The organism is Streptomyces sp. NBC_00354 (assembly GCF_036106915.1).
Classification (GTDB): domain Bacteria; phylum Actinomycetota; class Actinomycetes; order Streptomycetales; family Streptomycetaceae; genus Streptomyces.
Genome location: NZ_CP107983.1, coordinates 2,434,024 through 2,452,566, shown reverse-complemented (window position 1 = coordinate 2,452,566; position 18,543 = coordinate 2,434,024). Strand labels below are relative to the sequence as shown.

Genomic DNA, 18,543 nt, shown 5'->3' with positions numbered 1-18,543 from the left:
GGACGTGACAGTGTGAGAGTTACTGTCAGGCCTGGCCACGGGCCCCATTCGATATCGACGTAAGGATCCAATGACCTCCTCTTCTTCCCCTTCCCAGGACGCGCGGGACGCACAGGACGTGCCGGACTCGCAGAGCTTCACCGAGAGCCTTCGGGCCGACGCCCTGATGGAAGAGGACGTCGCCTGGAGCCACGAGGTCGACGGAGACCGGGACGGCGAGCAGTTCGAGCGCTCCGAGCGCGCGGCGCTGCGCCGTGTGGCCGGCCTCTCCACCGAGCTCGAAGACGTCACCGAGGTCGAGTACCGGCAGCTGCGCCTCGAGCGCGTCGTGCTGGTGGGCGTATGGACCTCCGGCACGGTGCAGGACGCCGAGAACTCCCTCGCGGAGCTCGCCGCCCTCGCCGAGACGGCGGGCGCCCTCGTACTCGACGGTGTGATCCAGCGCCGTGACAAGCCGGACCCGGCCACCTTCATCGGCTCGGGCAAGGCCCGCGAGCTGCGCGACATCGTGCTCGAGAGCGGAGCCGACACCGTCGTCTGCGACGGTGAGCTCAGCCCCGGCCAGCTCATCGCCCTCGAGGACGTCGTCAAGGTCAAGGTCGTCGACCGGACCGCCCTGATCCTCGACATCTTCGCCCAGCACGCCAAGTCCCGAGAGGGCAAGGCGCAGGTCGCACTGGCGCAGATGCAGTACATGCTGCCGCGCCTGCGCGGCTGGGGTGCCTCGCTGTCCCGTCAGATGGGTGGCGGCGGCGGTGGCGGCATGGCCACCCGAGGCCCCGGTGAGACCAAGATCGAGACCGACCGGCGACGGATCCGCGAGAAGATGGCGAAGATGCGCCGGGAGATCGCGGACATGAAGACCGGCCGCGACATCAAGCGGCAGGAACGGCGCCGCAACAAGGTGCCCTCGGTCGCCATCGCCGGCTACACCAACGCCGGCAAGTCCTCGCTGCTCAACCGCCTCACGGGCGCGGGCGTACTGGTGGAGAACGCGCTGTTCGCCACCCTCGACCCGACCGTGCGCCGGGCCGAGACGCCCAGCGGCCGGATCTACACCCTGGCCGACACCGTCGGCTTCGTCCGGCACCTGCCCCACCACCTGGTCGAGGCGTTCCGTTCCACGATGGAGGAGGTCGGCGACTCCGACCTCATCCTGCACATCGTGGACGGCTCGCACCCGGCGCCGGAGGAGCAGCTGGCGGCGGTGCGCGAGGTCATCCGCGACGTCGGCGCGGTCAACGTGCCCGAGATCGTGGTGATCAACAAGGCCGACGCCGCGGATCCGCTCGTACTGCAGCGGCTGCTGCGGATCGAGCGGCACTCCATCGCCGTCTCGGCGCGTACGGGGCAGGGCATCGAGGAGCTCCTCGGGCTCATCGACTCCGAACTGCCGCGGCCCGAGGTCGAGGTGGAGGCCCTGGTGCCGTACACCCGCGGCTCGCTGGTCGCCCGGGCGCACGCCGAGGGCGAGGTGATCTCCGAGGAGCACACCCCGGAGGGCACCCTGCTCAAGGTGCGGGTCCACCAGGAACTGGCGGCGGACCTGGCGCCGTACGTGCCGGCGAAGCGGTAACGCGTACGCGGTATGAACGAACGGAGGGCCCCCTGCGATGCAGGGGGCCCTCGGTCTTGTATCGCGCTGTGAGGCGTTGCGCGGGTCGGGCTACGTGAACCTCGGGTGGGGCTACTTGAACTTGGCGCTCACGGCGTCGAAGATCCCCTTGGCCTCCGGGCCCAGCCGGGGTCCGGCCAGCCAGCCGGCCTTGGCGGGGCCGATCGAGGTGTTCGACACCAGCGCCGGCTTGCCGTCACTGCCCGCGGCCACCCAGCCGCCGCCGGAGGAGCCGCCGGTCATCGTGCAGCCGATGCGGTACATCACCGGGGCGCTCGCGGCCAGCGACAGCCGGCCCGGCTTGTCCGTGCACTGGAAGGCCTTCTGGCCGTCGAACGGAGCCGCCGCCGGGTAGCCCGTCGCCGTGATGCTCGCGACCTTCGGCACCGCCGGGGCGTTGAACTCCACCGGGAGCGCCGAACCGACCGTCTCCTCCAGGGACTTACCGGTGCTCTTCTCCGGGGTCACGTGCAGCACCGCGAAGTCGTACGGGGCACCCGCGCCACCGGTCGGACCGCCGTTCGCGATCCACTGGTCCGAGGTCTGCGCCCAGTCGCTCCACCACACGCCGTACGGGGCCACCTGCTCGCGCGGGGCGCCCTTGAGCTGCGCCTGCGGCTTGCCCGCGTTGTTGTACGACGGGACGAAGGCGATGTTGCGGTACCAGCCGCCGGACTTGCCCGCGTGCACGCAGTGTCCGGCCGTCCAGACCATGTTGGACTTGCCGGGGTGGGCCGGGTCCTTGACCACGGTCGCCGAGCAGACCATGGAGCCCTCGGGGCCGTCGAAGAAGACCTTGCCGGAGACCGGAACGCTCGTGTGGTACGGCGCGTTGGCGGCCTTGGCCTGTACCGGCGCCGGGGTCGGGTCGGTGACGCCCTGGTCCTTGCCGGCGTCCTGGTCGACGGCCGGGGGCTGCGGGGTCTTGTCCGCCTCGCGCATCCGGTCCGGGTCCCACAGGTCCTCGATGATCGGGTTGATGTAGTCGCCCGCCTCGCGGAGCCAGTCCTCTTGCTTCCAGTTCTTCCACGCACCCCCCTTCCACTTCTCCAGGTCGATGCCGTGCTGCTTGAGCTTGTCCTTGAGCTGGTCCGGGATCTTGATCCCGTCGGCTCCGGACGGGAGGCTCGCAGCCACGGTCGGCTTGGCGTCGCCGCCGGCCTCCCCGTCGCCGGGTCCGCAGGCCGCGGCGGTCATGGCGAGTGCCGCCGCGCACAGGATCGCGGTGACCGGTCGGTTCGGTCGCATGTCGTGAATCCCCCTGGTGATTTTGGGCGTGAGACGCGGTGCAGTTGAGGCGCATGGGGCACGCGAGGTGCGTGCCGCCGAGTGCAGCACCCCACTATGCCGCTGCCGTTGGGGACGGCACAGCCCGGGGCCGCGGTTCCGGTCCTGGAAGGGCGCCCCGAAGTCCGAACGGGACAAGGATCTTGGGCCCACCCGTGATCCGCCGCCGCCACCGTCGTTGGTACGTACGGGGGATGGGGGAGCAGCGTTCATGTTCGAGGCGCAATCCGGTGGAGCAGTCCGTGCGGGAGGTCCGACAGTCGTGGCTTTGACCGAGCAGGGCGCGGCTGCCGCGCAGGCATCGCAGGCACCGCAGGCGTCTCCGGTATCCCAGGTGCCTTTGGAGGTTGCGCCTGTTCCACCTGTTCCGCAGGTTCCGCCGCAGGGGAGCCGGGGGACGGGGGCGGCGGGGCCGAGCGGGCCGGCCGCGGCGGAGGGCATCCTGCGCCGACAGGCGTTGCGGGAGTCCGCCGCCCGGACGTACGCGCGCTCGCTGCCCATCGTCCCGGTGCGCGCCAGGGGTTTGACGATCGAGGGCGCGGACGGGCGGCGCTACCTCGACTGCCTCTCCGGCGCGGGCACCCTCGCGCTGGGGCACAACCACCCGGTGGTGCTCGAAGCCGTCCGGGGCGTCCTCGACTCCGGAGCGCCGCTGCACGTCCTGGACCTCGCGACGCCGGTCAAGGACGCCTTCACCACCGAGCTGTTCGCCTGCCTCCCGCCGGCTCTGGCGGCGGACGCCCGCATCCAGTTCTGCGGGCCGGCCGGTACGGATGCGGTGGAGGCTGCGCTCAAGCTGGTCCGCACCGCCACCGGGCGCTCGGGGCTGCTGGCCTTCACCGGGGCCTACCACGGGATGACCGCCGGGGCCCTGGGAGCCTCGGGCGGGGCCCCGGACGTACGGGTGACCCGGCTGCCGTTCCCGCAGGACTTCCGCTGCCCGTTCGGGGTCGGCGGCCCCGAGGGCGCCCGGCTCGGGGCCCGTTGGACCGAGAGCCTGCTGGACGACCCCAAGGGCGGGGTGCCGACGCCCGCGGCGATGATCGTGGAGCCGGTGCAGGGCGAGGGCGGGGTCTTCCCGGCCCCGGACGCATGGCTGCGCCGGATGCGCGAGATCACCGAGGCCCGGGGGATCCCGCTGATCGCCGACGAGGTGCAAACGGGGGTCGGGCGGACCGGCGCCTTCTGGGGCGTCGACCATGCCGGGGTGGTGCCGGACGTGATGGTCCTGTCCAAGGCGATCGGCGGCAGCCTCCCACTGGCAGTGATCGTGTACCGGTCGGGCCTGGACGTGTGGGCCCCCGGGGCGCATGCGGGCACCTTCCGCGGCAACCAGCTGGCCATGGCGGCCGGGGCCGCGACCCTGGCGTACGTACGGGAGAACCGTCTCGCCGAGCGCGCCGGGGCCCTGGGCGAGCGGATGCTGACGGCCCTGCGCGGGCTGGCCTCCGACCATCCCTGCATCGGGGACGTGCGGGGCCGCGGCCTGATGACCGGCGTCGAACTCGTCGACCCCGAGACCGGGACCGCGGCGCAGGCCCTCGCCGCGGCCGTCCGGCAGGAGTGCCTGAACCGCGGCCTGATCGTCGAACTCGGCGGCCGCCACTCAAGCGTCGTCCGCCTCCTGCCCCCGCTGACGCTCACCGACGAACAGGCCTCCGCCGTCCTGGACCGCCTGGCCGACGCCATCCCCGCCGCCGCCGCAGCCTGCCGGCTCCACTGACCCGCAAGGACCCGCGATGCCCGACTCGCAGCACCCCGCCACCGCGACCCCGGCCCCCCACCCCGCACCCCCGGGCGGAACGCACGAGCCCTCGGCCCCCCACCTCCCGGCAGCCCCACACCCTCCCCGATTCCTTCCCGCCCCGGGCGGTGCCGGCACCCCGGGCGGTGCCGGCACCGGCCAGGGTGTCGGCACCCCGGGCAGCGCCGGCACCCCGGGCAGCCCTGACGCCGCTGCGGCCCCCGGCAGGCCTGACGCCGTTGTCGCCCCCGGCAGGCCTGACGCCGTTGTCGCCGCGGGCAGGCCCGGCGCCGCTGCGGCCCCAGGTAAGCCCGGCGCCCCTGCCGCCCCGGGCGGGGTTGACGCCTCTGCCGCCCCCGCTAGGCCTGGCGCCTCTGCCGCCCCGGGCATGCCCGGGGCTCCCGCCGACCCGGGCAGGGCCGCTGCCCCCGCTGCCCTGGGCCGGTCTGACGCCGCTGCGGCCCCCGCCGGTCCGTTCCCGGCCGGTCGTGGTGGCCCGGTGGCGGAGCCGGAGGCGTCGGGCTCCGCCCAGGCCACCCCGCACCGACCCCCCGCCACCGTCTGCCCGAGCAGCACGGAGCCCGGCTCCGCCTCGCGTCCGTACCCCACCCGCCTGCTGCCCCCCGGAAACGCGGCTCCGGACGGGCCCGCCCCGGTCGGCGCCCCGGCACCGGACCAGCAGCTGACGGGCTCGGCCCCGCATGCCTTCCGCTCGCCGCCTCCTGGGACCAGTGCCCCGGGTGGTCCCGCCCGGGTCGGCGCCCCGGCACCGGACCAGCAGCCGAAGGGCTCGGCCCTGGAGCCCACCGGGTGGCCGGCCCCTGGTACCGGTGAGCCTGCACCGCAGCCGTCAGGCTCGGCGTCCCCGGCCAAGCCGTGGTCGCCGCCCGGGTCTGGTGTCCCTGCCGGGACCGGCACCCCGGGCGAGCCCGACCCGCTCGGCGGTTCCGGCGTCCCAGGTGACCCTGCGCCGGAGCGGGAGCCGGGCACGACTCAGTCCCTGCAGCCCCTGCCAGGCTCGGCGTCCCAGCCCCATCGGCTGCCGCCTCCTGGGTCTGGTGTCCCTGCCCGGACCGGTGCCCCGGAGGGCCTGGGCGATGCCACCCACCTCGGCGGGGCCACCCCGGAGCCGGAGTTGACGGGCCTCGCCCCCGCCCTGCAGCCCCGGATGGGTTCGGCCTCCGAGGCCACCCTGCGGCCGTTCCCCGACACCGGCAGCCTCTGTGTCTCCGATGGTCTGGCCGGAACCAGCGGGAACTCGCTGCCGAGCGGGGCCGAAAGGACCGCAGGGATCGGCAGCCCCGGTGCGCCCGGCAGCCTAGGCCTGAGCTGTGCCGGCGGGGCGCAGAGCCCGGAGGCCGAAGGCACCCCGTGGCACCCGGGGACCGCAGGTCACGGGGCCCCCGCCGACGGCCCGAGCAGCGGGGTCGCAGAGATGGAGTGTCTCGGTGCCCCCGGAGGCCAGAGCAACGGCGGCGCCGACGGCCTAGGCGGGTCCGCCTCGGAGCCCGAGCCGGAGGGCGCCGCTCTGGAGTCCTCGGGCTCCCAGCTCACCCCGCGGCAGGCCGAGATGGGCAGCCCCGATGCCTCCGGCGGCCCGAGCGGTTTCTGGGCCGACGGGACTGCAGGGACGGGCAGTCCTGGTGCCCCCGGCGATGCGGGGAGCGTCGGCGGTTCCACTACCTGGGGCGGTCCCGGGCTGCAGCCGGTGGAGTCGGCGGGCTCCGCCGCGGCCCCGCAGTCCCCCTTGGGCTCGGGTGTGCAGGCCGCCCGGCGGCCCACCCCGGGGACCGGCGGCCCTGGTGAAACCCATAGCCTCGGCGCCCCTGGTGGGTCGGGCGGCCGCAGTGGGAGCGGGGTCGGCCAGGTTGCAGGGACCGGCGGTCCCGCTGTCCCTGGTGGCACCCAGGGGAATGGCGGCGCCAGCGGCGTTGGCGGGTCCACCGAGGAGCCCGTGCCGGAAGGCACCGCTTCGGCCCCGCAGGCCATGCCGTGGCCGGCCCCGGGGCCCGGCGGCCCGGGCGGAACGGGCAGCCTCGGGGCTCCCGGTGGCACCCGGATCAGCGGCGTCGGTGGCGGCCTTGGCGCGGACACCCGGGAGTCCGTGCCGGAGGGTTCCGCTCCGGCCCCGCAGGCCATGCCGTGGCCGGCCCCGGGACCCGGCGGCCCGGGCGGAACGGGCAGCCTCGGGGCCCCCGGTGGTCCCCGGAGCAGCGGCGGCCTCGGCGGGTTCACCCCGGAGCCCGCGCCGGAGGGCGCTGCCTCGGCCTCGCAGTCCCCCCAGGGGGCGGCTTCGCAGGCCGCCCCGGGGATCGGTGGCCTTGGCGCGCTCGGTGGGGGGATCGTGCCGCGGCAGATGGACGGGACGCTTCGGGCCCGGGTCGGCTCTGGCGGTCCGGTCGGGCCCGAACCCGCGATGCTGCCCGACCTGTTGGACCACCCCGACCCGGCTGTCGCCGCCGAAGCCGCGGCGGTGGAGAACCTGCTGCGCTGCTGGGTCCGCGAAAACGGCATCGGTCGTCCCGACGGGCCCGTCGGAACCCTGCTCCGTATCCCTCTCCCCGCATCCGGCACCGCCCTGCTCGTCGCCGTCCGTTACTGGTCCCCGGCCGGCTGGCACCGCTTCGCCCCCGCCCGGCTCGAAGGCGCGCCCGCCCACGCCCCGGCCGTGGACGCCGTCACCCTCGCCTCACTGCTCGCCCGCGAGGGCGACAGCGGCGGCCGCGGCGGCGCCGACCTCGTCGGCCGGGTCGCCGACTCGGTGCGCCGCACCGCCGAGTTCATCGCCGACCGGCGCGAACGCCCCACCCCGCCCGAACCCGTCGCCGGCGATCTCTTCCTCACCGCCGAACAGTCCCTGCTCCTAGGCCACCCCCTCCAGCCGGACCCGAAGAGCCGCGAAGGACTCTCCGAGGCCGAAGCACGCCGCTACTCACCCGAACTCCACGGCTCCTTCCCCCTGCACTGGCTCGCCGTCGAACCCTCTGCGCTCGCCACCGACTCCGCCTGGACCGAACGAGGCCGCCCCGTGTCCGCCGCCCGGCTCCTCGGCCGGCTCGCCCCCGGACTCCCCCTGCCCGACGGCACGACCCCCCTTCCCCTGCACCCCTGGCAGGCCGGCGACCTGCTCCAGCGCCCCGCGGTCGCCGCCCTGCGCGACGCCGGGCTCCTGCACGACCTGGGCCCGTACGGCGACCCCTGGTACCCCACCTCCTCCGTCCGTACCGTCCACCGCCCCGGCACCCCCGCGATGCTCAAGCTCTCCCTGGGCCTGCGCATCACCAACTCCCGGCGCGAGAACCTCCGCAAGGAACTCCACCGCGGTGTCGAGGTGCACCGGCTGCTCCGCACCGGCCTCGCGGAACAGTGGCAGGCGGCCCACCCCGGCTTCGACATCGTGCGCGACCCCGCCTGGATCGCCGTCGACGCCCCGGACGGCACCCCCGTCCCCGGACTCGACGCCGTGCTGCGTCACAACCCCTTCCGCTCCCACGACGACGCCGTCTGCATCGCCGCACTCACCGCGCCCCGCCCGTGGCCGGGCCGGACCACCATGCGCTCCCGGCTCGCCGAGGCTGTCTCCCGGCTCGCCACCACCACCGGACGCCCGACCTCCGCCGTCGCCGCCGAGTGGTTCCTGCGCTACCTCGAGCACGTCGTCCTGCCGGTCCTCGCCTTCGACGCGCTCGCCGGGATCGCCCTCGAAGCGCACCAGCAGAACACCCTGGTCCTCCTCGACCCGGCCGGCTGGCCGGTCGGCGGCCGCTACCGCGACAACCAGGGCTACTACTTCCGCGCATCCCACCGCGCGGAACTCGAGCGCCGGCTCCCCGGCATCGGCAGCGCCAGCGACACCTTCGTCTCCGACGCCGTCACCGACGAACGCTTCGCCTACTACCTCGGCATCAACAACGTGCTCGGCCTCATCGGCGCCTTCGGATCCCAGCAGCTCGCGGACGAACGCGTCCTGCTCGCCGCCTTCCGCCGGTTCCTCGGCAAGGCCTCCGGACTCGGACCGCTCCCCGCGCGGCTGCTCGACTCACCCACCCTGCGCTGCAAGGCGAATCTGCTCACCCGCCTGGGCGGCCTCGACGAGCTCGTCGGCCCCGTCGACTCCCAGTCCGTCTACGTCACCCTCACCAACCCCCTCCACGATTGAGTGCCGATGCCCTCCACCGACACCTTCACCACTGCCCTCGCCCCCGTCACCGCCGCCCCCACGGCAACCGGCACCGCCACCATCGGCACCCGTGTCCCGGGACGACGGCTCTCCACCTTGCTGCTGCCCCTGCTCGCCGAGGCCGAACTCCTCGACTCCCCGGCCGGATGGGGCACCGCCACCACCCCGGCCGGAGCCTTCCGCCTCGAACCCGTACGGCTCGGCCGCGACCTGGAGCTGCTCACCGGCTGGATGAACGACCCCGAGGTGGCCGCCTACTGGGAACTCGCCGGTCCCGCCGCCGTCACCGCCGCCCACGTGCGGGCCCAGCTCGACGGGAACGGCCACAGCATCCCCTGCCTCGGCCTCCTCGAAGGCACGCCGATGAGCTACTGGGAGATCTACCGGGCCGACCTCGACCCGCTCTCCCGCCACTACCCGGCGCGCCCCCACGACACGGGTATCCACCTGCTCATCGGAGACGGCACGAACCGCGGCCGCGGACTGGGCACCGTCCTGCTGCGGGGCGTCGCCGACCTGGTGCTCGACAACCGTCCCCGCTGCACACGCGTCATCGCCGAACCAGACATCCGCAACACCCCCTCCGTATCAGCCTTTCTCAACTCCGGATTCCGCTGTTCCACGGAGATCGACCTCCCCGAGAAGCGCGCCGCCTTGATGATCCGGGAGCGGGCGCTGCGCAATCTCATCTGAATTGCCGCCCGACGTCCCGCGATCCCGCCGCTCCACGCCTCCCCCGTTCAGCCCCCGTTCAGTCCCCCGCTCCACGCCCCCGGTTCGCCCCGTCCAGCGCTCCCCGTTCACGCCTCACCCCTCGAAAACTCTGCGTCGCGCAGCAAAGTTCCCGATCCCCGAGGAGTCCCGTGCCGAATTTCCCCGCCACCCCCGACTCCACCGGCTCCCACTTCTCGGAACCTGCCGTTCCGCCGTCCCCCCAGCACCCCTGCACACCGCCCGAACTCAACAGCGCGACCTGGGAGTCCGCCGCCCGTCGGCTCCTCGCCAAGCTGCTGGGCGAGTTCGCGTACGAGGAGATCATCAGGCCCGTCCCGGCCCCAGGCACCACCTCCGGCGACGCCTGGCAGCTGACCCTCGACGACGGCAGCAGCCTCGGCTTCCGGGCCCGCCGCCGCGCCTACGGCAGCTGGCACGTCGCCCCCGACACCGTCACCCTCAGCCCGCCGGCCCCGTCACCGGAGCCCCCGACCGCCTTCGCGGACCCGTACGCCTTCCTGATCCGCACCCGCATCCTCCTCGGTCTCGACGGCGCCACCCTCGGCCACCTGGTCCGCGAGCTCAGCGCCACCCTCGCCGCCGACGCCCGCATCGAGCACACCGCGCTCACCGCCGACGTCCTCGCCGATCTCGACCACGCCGAGCTCGAAGGCCACCAGACCGGCCACCCCTGGCTCGTCGTCAACAAAGGCCGCATAGGACTGTCCGCCGCCGACACCGCCTCCTGGGCCCCCGAGGCCCGCACCCGCCAGCGGCTGCCCTGGCTCGCGGCCCACACCTCCCTCGCGGCCTACCGCGGCACGGCCGGCCTGGAAGACCCGGCCCGTCTCTACGCCCAGGAGCTCGACCCCGTCACCCGGGCCGCGTTCGACCGGACCCTGCGCGCCCGCGGCCTCGACCCGCTCGGCTACCTCTACCTTCCGGTCCACCCCTGGCAGTGGGACGAGATCGTGCTCCCCCTCTTCGCCCCGGCCCTGGCCTCGGGTGCCCTGGTCCCGCTCCCCGCCGATCCGGACATGCGCATCCCGCAGCAGTCGGTCCGCACCTTTCTCAACCTGAGCCGCCCCGACCGGCACAGCGTCAAGCTGCCGCTCTCCGTCTTCAACACCCTGGTCTGGCGCGGCCTGCCCTCCGACCACTCCGCCGCCGCCCCCGCCGTCACCGCCTGGATCCGGTCCCTCCACGACGCCGACCCCTTCCTTCGCGAGGAATGCCGAGTGGTCCTCCTCGGCGAGGTCGCCTCGGTCACCGTGCGTCACCCCGTCTACGACGAGCTCCCCGAGGCCCCGTACCAGTACAAGGAGCTCCTCGGGGCGATCTGGCGCGAGCCCCTTGCCGGCCGGCTCGCCCCCGGTGAGCGGGCCCGTACGCTCGCCTCCCTCCTCCACGTCGACCCGCGCGGCCGGTCCTTCACCGCCGAGCTCGTCGCCCGGTCCGGGCTCACGGCTGCCTGCTGGCTCCAGCGGCTCTTCACCGCCCTGCTGCCGCCGCTGCTCCATTTCCTCTACCGCTACGGCACCGTCTTCTCCCCGCACGGCGAGAACGCCACCGTGATCTTCGACGAGCACGACGTCCCGGTCCGGATCGCCCTCAAGGACTTCGTGGAGGAGGTCAGCATCTGCCGCGAGCCGCTGCCCGAGCTCGCCGGCGTGCCCGCCGAGGTGCGCGCAGCGCTGCGCGACAAGCCTGCGGACTTCCTGCCCCAGTACATCCACTCCGGCCTCTTCGTCGGAGTCTTCCGCTACCTCTCCGCCCTGTGCGAGGACCGTCTCGGCGTCCCGGAGGAGGAGTTCTGGTCGCTCGTACGGGGGGAGATCCTGCGCCACCAGGCCCGCTTCCCCGAGCTCAAGGAGCGCTACGAGCTTTTCGACCTGCTCGGCGAGCGCATCGGGCGGCTCTGCCTGAACCGGAACCGGCTGTACGAGGACGGCTACCGCGACCGCCCCGACCGCCCGCGCGCGGTGGAGTACGGCACCGTGCCCAACCCCTTGTACCGGCCATGAATCATCGTCGTGGCGGTCACTGTCGGTGGCGCCCCGTAGGGTTGTCATTGCTATGACGAAGCCCTCCCTCCCCGACCTGCTGCACGCCGCCGTCTCCGCCGTCGGCGGCACGGAGCGGCCCGGCCAGGTGGCCATGGCCGAAGCCGTCGCCGAAGCGATCGACGACAACACGCACCGGCTCATCCAGGCCGGCACCGGCACCGGAAAGTCCCTCGGCTACCTGGTACCGGCCCTCGCGCACGGCGAGCGCGTGGTCGTCGCCACCGCCACCCTCGCGCTCCAGCGGCAGCTGGTCGAGCGCGACCTGCCCCGGACGGTCGACGCGCTGCACCCGCAGCTCCGCCGCCGCCCGCAGTTCGCCATGCTCAAGGGCCGGTCCAACTACCTGTGCCTGCACCGGCTCCACGAGGGCGCGCCGCAGGACGAGGAGGAGGGCCTCTTCGACCAGTTCGAGGCGGCCACCCCCACCAGCAAGCTCGGCAAGGACCTGCTGCGCCTGCGCGACTGGGCCGACGAGACCGAGACCGGCGACCGGGACGACCTGACCCCGGGTGTCTCCGACAAGGCCTGGTCGCAGATCTCCGTCTCCTCCCGGGAGTGCCTGGGCGCGACGAAGTGCGCGTACGGCGCCGAGTGCTTCGCCGAGGCCGCCCGCGAGCGGGCCAAGCTCGCCGACGTGGTCGTCACCAACCACGCGCTGCTGGCCATCGACGCCATCGAGGGCGCCCCGGTGCTGCCGCAGCACGAGGTGCTGATCGTGGACGAGGCGCACGAGCTGGTCTCCCGGGTGACCGGGGTCGCCACCGGCGAGCTCACCCCGGGCCAGGTCAACCGCGCCGTGAAGCGCGCGGCCAAGCTGGCCGACGAGAAGACCGCGGATTCGCTGCAGACCGCGTCCGAGTCCTTCGAGCGGGTCATGGAGCTGGCCCTCCCGGGCCGGCTGGAGGAGGTCCCCGAGGACCTCGGGTACGCACTGGCGGCCCTGCGGGACGCGGCGCGCAATGTCATCTCGGCGATCGGTGCGACCCGCGACAAGTCCGTCCACGACGAGGACGCCGTCCGCAAGCAGGCCTTGGCCGCGGTGGAGAGCGTCCACGGGGTGGCCGAGCGGATTCTGCTCCGCTCCGAATACGACGTCGTCTGGTACGAGCGGCACGACCGCTTCGGGGCCACCCTGCGGGTCGCCCCGCTGTCGGTGTCCGGGCTGCTGCGCGAGAAGCTGTTTGAGGACCGCTCGGTGGTCCTGACCTCGGCGACCCTCAAACTGGGCGGCGACTTCAACGGGGTCGCGGCCTCGCTGGGCCTGTCTCCCGAAGGGGTCGAGGGGGAGGACGCGCCGGTCTGGAAGGGCCTGGACGTCGGCTCGCCGTTCGACTACCCCAAGCAGGGCATCCTCTACGTCGCGAAGCACCTGGCCACGCCCGGCCGGGAGGGAACCCGCGGCGACATGATGGACGAGCTCGCCGAGCTGATCGAGGCGGCCGGCGGCCGCACCCTCGGCCTGTTCTCCTCCATGCGGGGCGCCAAGGCAGCCGCCGAGGAGCTGCGCGGCCGGCTGGACAACCCGATCCTGCTCCAGGGCGAGGAGACGCTGGGCGAGCTGATCAAGGCGTTCGCGGCGGACCCGAAGACCTGCCTGTTCGGGACGCTGTCGCTCTGGCAGGGCGTGGACGTGCCCGGTCCCAGCTGCCAGCTCGTGGTCATGGACCGGATCCCGTTCCCGCGTCCCGACGACCCGCTGATGAGCGCCCGGCAGAAGTCGGTCGAGGAGCACGGCGGCAACGGTTTCATGGCCGTCGCGGCCACGCATGCGGCGCTCCTGATGGCCCAGGGCGCGGGCCGGCTCGTACGCGCCGGCGACGACCGGGGTGTCGTCGCGGTCCTGGACCCCCGGCTGGCCACGGCCCGGTACGGGAGCTTCCTGCGGGCCACGCTGCCGGACTTCTGGTACACCACGGACCGCAACCAGGCCCGCCGCTCCCTCGCCGCGATCGACGCTGCCGCTCACGCTGACGGCAAGTAGTTCTCGGGAGCACGAGCGGCGACCATCAATGGAGCAGCCCAAGCGGCGAGCAACCACATCCGCGAGAGCGGCGGCGGTTTAGCCGCAAAGAACGAAACAACCCCCGGGACCGGCGCAGTGGGTCCCGGGGGCTGGCTGGGAAGCGACGCGGGTCAGACCCGGCGCAGTACCGCGACGACCTTGCCGAGGATGGTCGCCTCGTCGCCGGGGATCGGCTGGTAGGCGGCGTTGTGCGGGAGCAGCCAGACATGGCCGTCCTCGCGCTTGAAGCGCTTGACGGTGGCCTCGCCGTCGAGCATCGCAGCCACGATGTCACCGTTCTCCGCGACCGGCTGGCGACGGACCGTGACCCAGTCGCCGTCGCAGATGGCGGCCTCGATCATCGAGTCGCCGACGACCTTGAGGACGAAGAGCTCTCCGTCGCCGACCAGCTGGCGGGGGAGCGGGAACACGTCCTCCACCGACTCCTCGGCGAGGATCGGGCCGCCGGCCGCGATCCGGCCGACCAGGGGGACGTACGAGGCGGCGGGCTTGCCGGTGGTGTCCGTGGGCTGCGAGCTGGGCTGGTCGGAGCCGCGGACCTCGTACGCCCGGGGGCGGTGCGGGTCCCGGCGCAGGAAGCCCTTGCGCTCGAGGGCCATCAGCTGGTGCGCGACCGAGGACGTGCTGGACAGGCCGACCGCCTGGCCGATCTCCCGCATCGACGGCGGGTAGCCGCGCCGCTGCACCGAATCGCGAATGACCTCGATGACCCTCCGCTGCCGGTCCGTGAGCCCGGAGCTGTCGGCGCGGATGCCTGGAGGTCGGCCTGGCAGCGATCGTGCGGGGCGTACGGGCTCCGCCTCCGGGTTCAGGCTTGCGTCATTCATGGGATGCACCGGCTCGAGTCGGCTCTGGGAGCGGTTCTGGGCAGTGATGGTGGCACTGTCTGCGGTGGTGGTCACGTCGGCCCCTCTCGAAATGTTCTCCCTAGCTGGACAACGGTAGTAGCTTTCGAAAGGTTGCGCCAAACACACGTTCGAGTGAAAAATCGCAGATCGTCCAGCGTGGTCAGAACAAGGGGTGTATGGACGATCGGTCCGCCGAACGCGGGTTCGGTCCCGCCTCCGCTGTTTACGGTACCCTTCCCGGTCGGATCGCCGCCTTCCGGTCCCGCGCCCAGTGTGGCACCGGGAACGCCCGGGTCCGGGCATCGGACCCGGCGACACGCGGAGCGAACCAAATCCACCACAACCCAAGATCTAGTGGTTGGATGTGCGCTGCCGCCCAGAAGTTGTGGTCCTCGGTCCGTCGAGGCCCTCGGCATCGCATATGCTGGTGGCTGCTTCACGAGCCCCCGACAGGGACCCGTCCCCGTCGTTCAGGGGCCTCGTGAGGTGATTCAGTCGTGCCAAGAGGGAGGGTGAGGGAACCATGCACTGCCCCTTCTGCAGGCACCCCGACAGCCGCGTCGTCGACAGCCGCACCACGGACGACGGCACGTCGATCCGTCGGCGCCGTCAGTGCCCCGACTGCTCCCGTCGTTTCACGACGGTGGAGACGGCCTCGCTGATGGTGATCAAGCGCAGCGGGGTGACCGAACCCTTCAGCCGTACCAAGGTCATCTCCGGCGTGCGCAAGGCGTGCCAGGGGCGGCCGGTCACCGAGGACGCCCTCGCCAAGCTCGGCCAGCGGGTCGAGGAGGCGGTGCGCGCCACCGGGAGTGCCGAGCTGACCACCCATGACGTGGGTCTGGCCATACTCGGCCCGTTGCAGGAGCTCGACCTGGTCGCGTACCTCCGGTTCGCGTCCGTTTACAAGGCGTTCGACACACTCGAAGACTTCGAGACCGCCATCGCGGAACTCCGCGTGCCGCGGCCTCACCCCGAAGAGTGCGGGCCCGGTGGGACCGTCCAGGTCCCCGTGCCCGCCTCCGCCGCCGACTGACCGGCCGGCCGCAGCGCAGCGCGGCCGCCCGGAAGGCTCAGGCGAAGAAACGTAGATACAAGACAGACCGTGCCGCGGAATAACGCTGGCACTTTAGGGCGTTTTTGCCCGCATATGGGAGGAAGCGGCATGACAGAGACGGCGAGCAGCTCGGCACGAGGTTCCCGCGCCAAGGGGACCAAGACTGCCAAGAGCGGCCTTCGGATCGAGCGCATCCACACCACCCCCGGCGTGCACCCGTACGACGAGGTGAGCTGGGAGCGCCGTGACGTCGTCATGACCAACTGGCGCGACGGATCGGTGAACTTCGAGCAGCGTGGCGTCGAGTTCCCCGACTTCTGGTCGGTGAACGCGGTCAACATCGTCACCAGCAAGTACTTCCGTGGCGCGGTCGGCACCCCGCAGCGCGAGACCGGTCTGAAGCAGCTCATCGACCGGATCGTGAAGACGTACACGAAGGCCGGCGAGGACTTCGACTACTTCTCGTCGCCCGCCGACGTGGAGATCTTCGAGCACGAGCTCACGTACGCCCTCCTGCACCAGATCTTCAGCTTCAACTCCCCGGTGTGGTTCAACGTCGGCACGCCCCAGCCGCAGCAGGTCTCCGCGTGCTTCATCCTTGCCGTCGACGACTCCATGGAGTCGATCCTCGACTGGTACAAGGAAGAGGGCATGATCTTCAAGGGCGGCTCCGGCGCCGGCCTGAACCTCTCCCGCATCCGCTCCTCCAAGGAGCTCCTCTCCTCCGGCGGCAACGCCTCGGGTCCGGTCTCCTTCATGCGCGGCGCCGACGCGTCCGCCGGAACGATCAAGTCGGGCGGAGCCACCCGCCGCGCGGCCAAGATGGTCGTCCTGGACGTGGACCACCCGGACGTCGAGGACTTCATCGCCACCAAGGTGAAGGAAGAGGAGAAGATCCGCGCTCTGCGCGACGCGGGCTTCGACATGGACCTGGGCGGCGACGACATCACGTCCGTCCAGTACCAGAACGCCAACAACTCCGTCCGCGTGAACGACGAGTTCATGACGGCCGTCGAGAACGGCACCGAGTTCGGCCTGCGTGCCCGCATGACCGGCGACGTCATCGAGAAGGTCGACGCCAAGGCGCTCTTCCGCAAGCTGGCCGAGGCCGCGTGGGCCTGCGCCGACCCGGGCATCCAGTACGACGGTGTGATCAACAACTGGCACACCTGCCCCGAGTCCGGCCGCATCACCGCGTCCAACCCGTGCAGCGAGTACATGCACCTGGACAACACGTCCTGCAACCTCGCCTCGCTGAACCTGATGAAGTTCCTGAACGACGACGGCAAGGGCAACCAGTCCTTCGACGCCGAGCGCTTCGCCAAGGTCGTCGAGCTCGTCATCACCGCGATGGACATCTCGATCTGCTTCGCGGACTTCCCGACGCAGAAGATCGGCGAGAACACCCGCGCCTTCCGTCAGCTGGGCATCGGCTACGCCAACCTCGGCGCCCTGCTGATGGCGACCGGCCACGCGTACGACTCGGACGGCGGCCGCACCCTCGCCGCGTCGATCACCTCGCTGATGACCGGCACGGCCTACAAGCGCTCCGCCGAGCTGGCCGCCATCGTCGGCCCGTACGACGGCTACGCCCGCAACGCCGAGGCGCACAAGCGCGTCATGAAGCAGCACGCCGACGCCAACGGTGTCGCGCCGCGCACCGACGACCTGGACAACTCGATCTGGGCCGCGGCCACCGAGGCCTGGCAGGACGTCCTGCGCCTCGGCGAGAAGAACGGCTTCCGCAACTCCCAGGCCTCCGTCCTCGCGCCGACCGGCACCATCGGTCTCGCGATGTCCTGCGACACCACCGGTGTCGAGCCGGACCTGGCCCTGGTCAAGTTCAAGAAGCTCGTCGGCGGCGGCTCGATGCAGATCGTCAACGGCACCGTCCCGCAGGCCCTGCGCCGCCTGGGCTACCAGGAGGAGCAGATCGAGGCGATCGTCGCGCACATCGCCGAGCACGGCGTGGTCGTCGACGCCCCGGGTCTGAAGACCGAGCACTACTCGATCTTCGACTGCGCGATGGGCGAGCGATCCATCTCCCCGATGGGCCACGTCCGGATGATGGCCGCGATCCAGCCCTGGATCTCCGGCGCGATCTCGAAGACGGTCAACATGCCGGAGACGGCGACCGTCGAGGAGATCGAGGAGATCTACTTCGAGGCGTGGAAGATGGGCGTCAAGGCGCTCGCGATCTACCGCGACAACTGCAAGGTCGGCCAGCCCCTCTCCGCGAAGAAGAAGGAAGAGGAGAAGGTGGAGGTCACCGCCAAGGCGGAGGACACCATCCGCGCGGCGGTCGAGAAGGTCATCGAGTACCGTCCGGTCCGCAAGCGCCTTCCCAAGGGCCGCCCGGGCATCACCACCTCCTTCACGGTCGGTGGCGCCGAGGGCTACATGACCGCGAACTCCTACCCGGACGACGGTCTGGGCGAGGTGTTCCTGAAGATGTCCAAGCAGGGTTCGACCCTCGCGGGCATGATGGACGCCTTCTCGATCGCCGTCTCGGTCGGCCTGCAGTACGGCGTCCCGCTGGAGACGTACGTCTCGAAGTTCACGAACATGCGCTTCGAGCCGGCCGGCATGACGGACGACCCGGACGTGCGGATGGCGCAGTCGATCGTCGACTACATCTTCCGTCGCCTGGCGCTCGACTTCCTGCCCTTCGAGACCCGCTCGGCGCTCGGCATCCACACCGCCGAGGAGCGTCAGCGCCACCTGGACACCGGCTCGTACGAGCCGCTCGAGGACGACCTCGACACGGAGTCCCTGGCGCAGTCGGCCCCGCTGGCCGCCGTCCCGGCAGCCCCGAGGCCGGCCGCGGTCGTGGAGGTCCAGGCCCCGAAGACGGCGCACTCCAACGCCGAACTGGTCGAGATGCAGCTCGGCGTCTCCGCCGACGCCCCGCTCTGCTTCTCGTGCGGTACGAAGATGCAGCGCGCAGGCTCCTGCTACATCTGCGAGGGCTGCGGCTCGACCAGCGGCTGCAGCTGAAAGTAGGCGCCC

General features: G+C 72.2%; 10 protein-coding genes. 8 read left to right on the top strand and 2 right to left on the bottom strand.

Translation table 11 applies throughout. The features are described 5' to 3' along the window. Positions 1 to 70: 70 nt before the first annotated feature. The gene (gene hflX / locus OHT74_RS10685) at positions 71 to 1,576 is read left to right on the top strand and encodes a GTPase HflX (protein WP_266636118.1); all 1,506 of its coding nucleotides are present in this window, start codon (positions 71 to 73) and stop codon (positions 1,574 to 1,576) included. Between the two features lie 111 nt (positions 1,577 to 1,687). On the opposite strand, the gene OHT74_RS10680 is transcribed toward hflX, so the two are convergent. Further along, on the bottom strand, positions 1,688 to 2,863 hold the full coding sequence (locus OHT74_RS10680) for a trypsin-like serine peptidase (RefSeq protein ID WP_328620139.1): 1,176 nt from the start codon (positions 2,861 to 2,863) through the stop codon (positions 1,688 to 1,690). A 250-nt stretch (positions 2,864 to 3,113) separates the two neighbouring features. Between OHT74_RS10680 and OHT74_RS10675 the strand changes: the two genes are divergently transcribed. The 5 genes from OHT74_RS10675 to OHT74_RS10655 all read left to right on the top strand — a co-directional run bounded on the left by OHT74_RS10675 (position 3,114) and on the right by OHT74_RS10655 (position 13,587). After that, the gene (locus OHT74_RS10675) at positions 3,114 to 4,625 is read left to right on the top strand and encodes a diaminobutyrate--2-oxoglutarate transaminase family protein (protein WP_328620138.1); all 1,512 of its coding nucleotides are present in this window, start codon (positions 3,114 to 3,116) and stop codon (positions 4,623 to 4,625) included. 2,158 nt (positions 4,626 to 6,783) lie between these two features. Beyond that, positions 6,784 to 8,805 (top strand): IucA/IucC family protein, encoded by a 2,022-nt coding sequence (locus OHT74_RS10670; RefSeq protein WP_443047699.1) that lies wholly within the window; start codon positions 6,784 to 6,786, stop codon positions 8,803 to 8,805. A gap of 6 nt (positions 8,806 to 8,811) precedes the next feature. Beyond that, complete coding sequence (locus OHT74_RS10665) at positions 8,812 to 9,519, top strand: GNAT family N-acetyltransferase (RefSeq protein WP_328620136.1); 708 nt, start codon at positions 8,812 to 8,814, stop codon at positions 9,517 to 9,519. Positions 9,520 to 9,689: 170 nt separating this feature from the next. Continuing rightward, positions 9,690 to 11,564 carry an IucA/IucC family protein gene (locus OHT74_RS10660; RefSeq protein WP_328620135.1) on the top strand — a complete coding sequence of 625 codons (1,875 nt, stop codon included), beginning with the start codon at positions 9,690 to 9,692 and terminating at the stop codon, positions 11,562 to 11,564. A 52-nt stretch (positions 11,565 to 11,616) separates the two neighbouring features. Continuing rightward, positions 11,617 to 13,587, top strand: coding sequence for an ATP-dependent DNA helicase (locus OHT74_RS10655; RefSeq protein ID WP_328620134.1), 1,971 nt, complete (start codon positions 11,617 to 11,619; stop codon positions 13,585 to 13,587). Between the two features lie 152 nt (positions 13,588 to 13,739). On the opposite strand, the gene lexA is transcribed toward OHT74_RS10655, so the two are convergent. Further along, on the bottom strand, positions 13,740 to 14,531 hold the full coding sequence (gene lexA, locus OHT74_RS10650; protein WP_030301390.1) for a transcriptional repressor LexA: 792 nt from the start codon (positions 14,529 to 14,531) through the stop codon (positions 13,740 to 13,742). Between the two features lie 469 nt (positions 14,532 to 15,000). On the opposite strand from lexA, the gene nrdR reads away from it, so the two are divergent. Beyond that, positions 15,001 to 15,513: a transcriptional regulator NrdR gene (gene nrdR / locus OHT74_RS10645; protein ID WP_266663039.1), complete on the top strand. Its 513-nt coding sequence runs from the start codon at positions 15,001 to 15,003 to the stop codon at positions 15,511 to 15,513. 129 nt (positions 15,514 to 15,642) lie between these two features. After that, positions 15,643 to 18,531, top strand: a complete 2,889-nt coding sequence (locus tag OHT74_RS10640; RefSeq protein ID WP_328620133.1) for a vitamin B12-dependent ribonucleotide reductase — start codon at positions 15,643 to 15,645, stop codon at positions 18,529 to 18,531. The last annotated feature ends 12 nt before the right edge of the window (positions 18,532 to 18,543 follow it).

Bases quoted from the DNA above. Each gene is read 5' to 3' on its own strand.
- OHT74_RS10680 (WP_328620139.1), bottom strand. From the start codon at position 2,863: ATGCGACCGAACCGACCGGTCACCGCGATCCTGTGCGCGGCGGCACTC.
- hflX (WP_266636118.1), top strand. From the start codon at position 71: ATGACCTCCTCTTCTTCCCCTTCCCAGGACGCGCGGGACGCACAGGAC.
- OHT74_RS10655 (WP_328620134.1), top strand. From the start codon at position 11,617: ATGACGAAGCCCTCCCTCCCCGACCTGCTGCACGCCGCCGTCTCCGCC.
- nrdR (WP_266663039.1), top strand. From the start codon at position 15,001: ATGCACTGCCCCTTCTGCAGGCACCCCGACAGCCGCGTCGTCGACAGC.
- OHT74_RS10675 (WP_328620138.1), top strand. From the start codon at position 3,114: ATGTTCGAGGCGCAATCCGGTGGAGCAGTCCGTGCGGGAGGTCCGACA.
- OHT74_RS10665 (WP_328620136.1), top strand. From the start codon at position 8,812: ATGCCCTCCACCGACACCTTCACCACTGCCCTCGCCCCCGTCACCGCC.
- OHT74_RS10640 (WP_328620133.1), top strand. From the start codon at position 15,643: ATGACAGAGACGGCGAGCAGCTCGGCACGAGGTTCCCGCGCCAAGGGG.
- OHT74_RS10670 (WP_443047699.1), top strand. From the start codon at position 6,784: ATGCCGTGGCCGGCCCCGGGACCCGGCGGCCCGGGCGGAACGGGCAGC.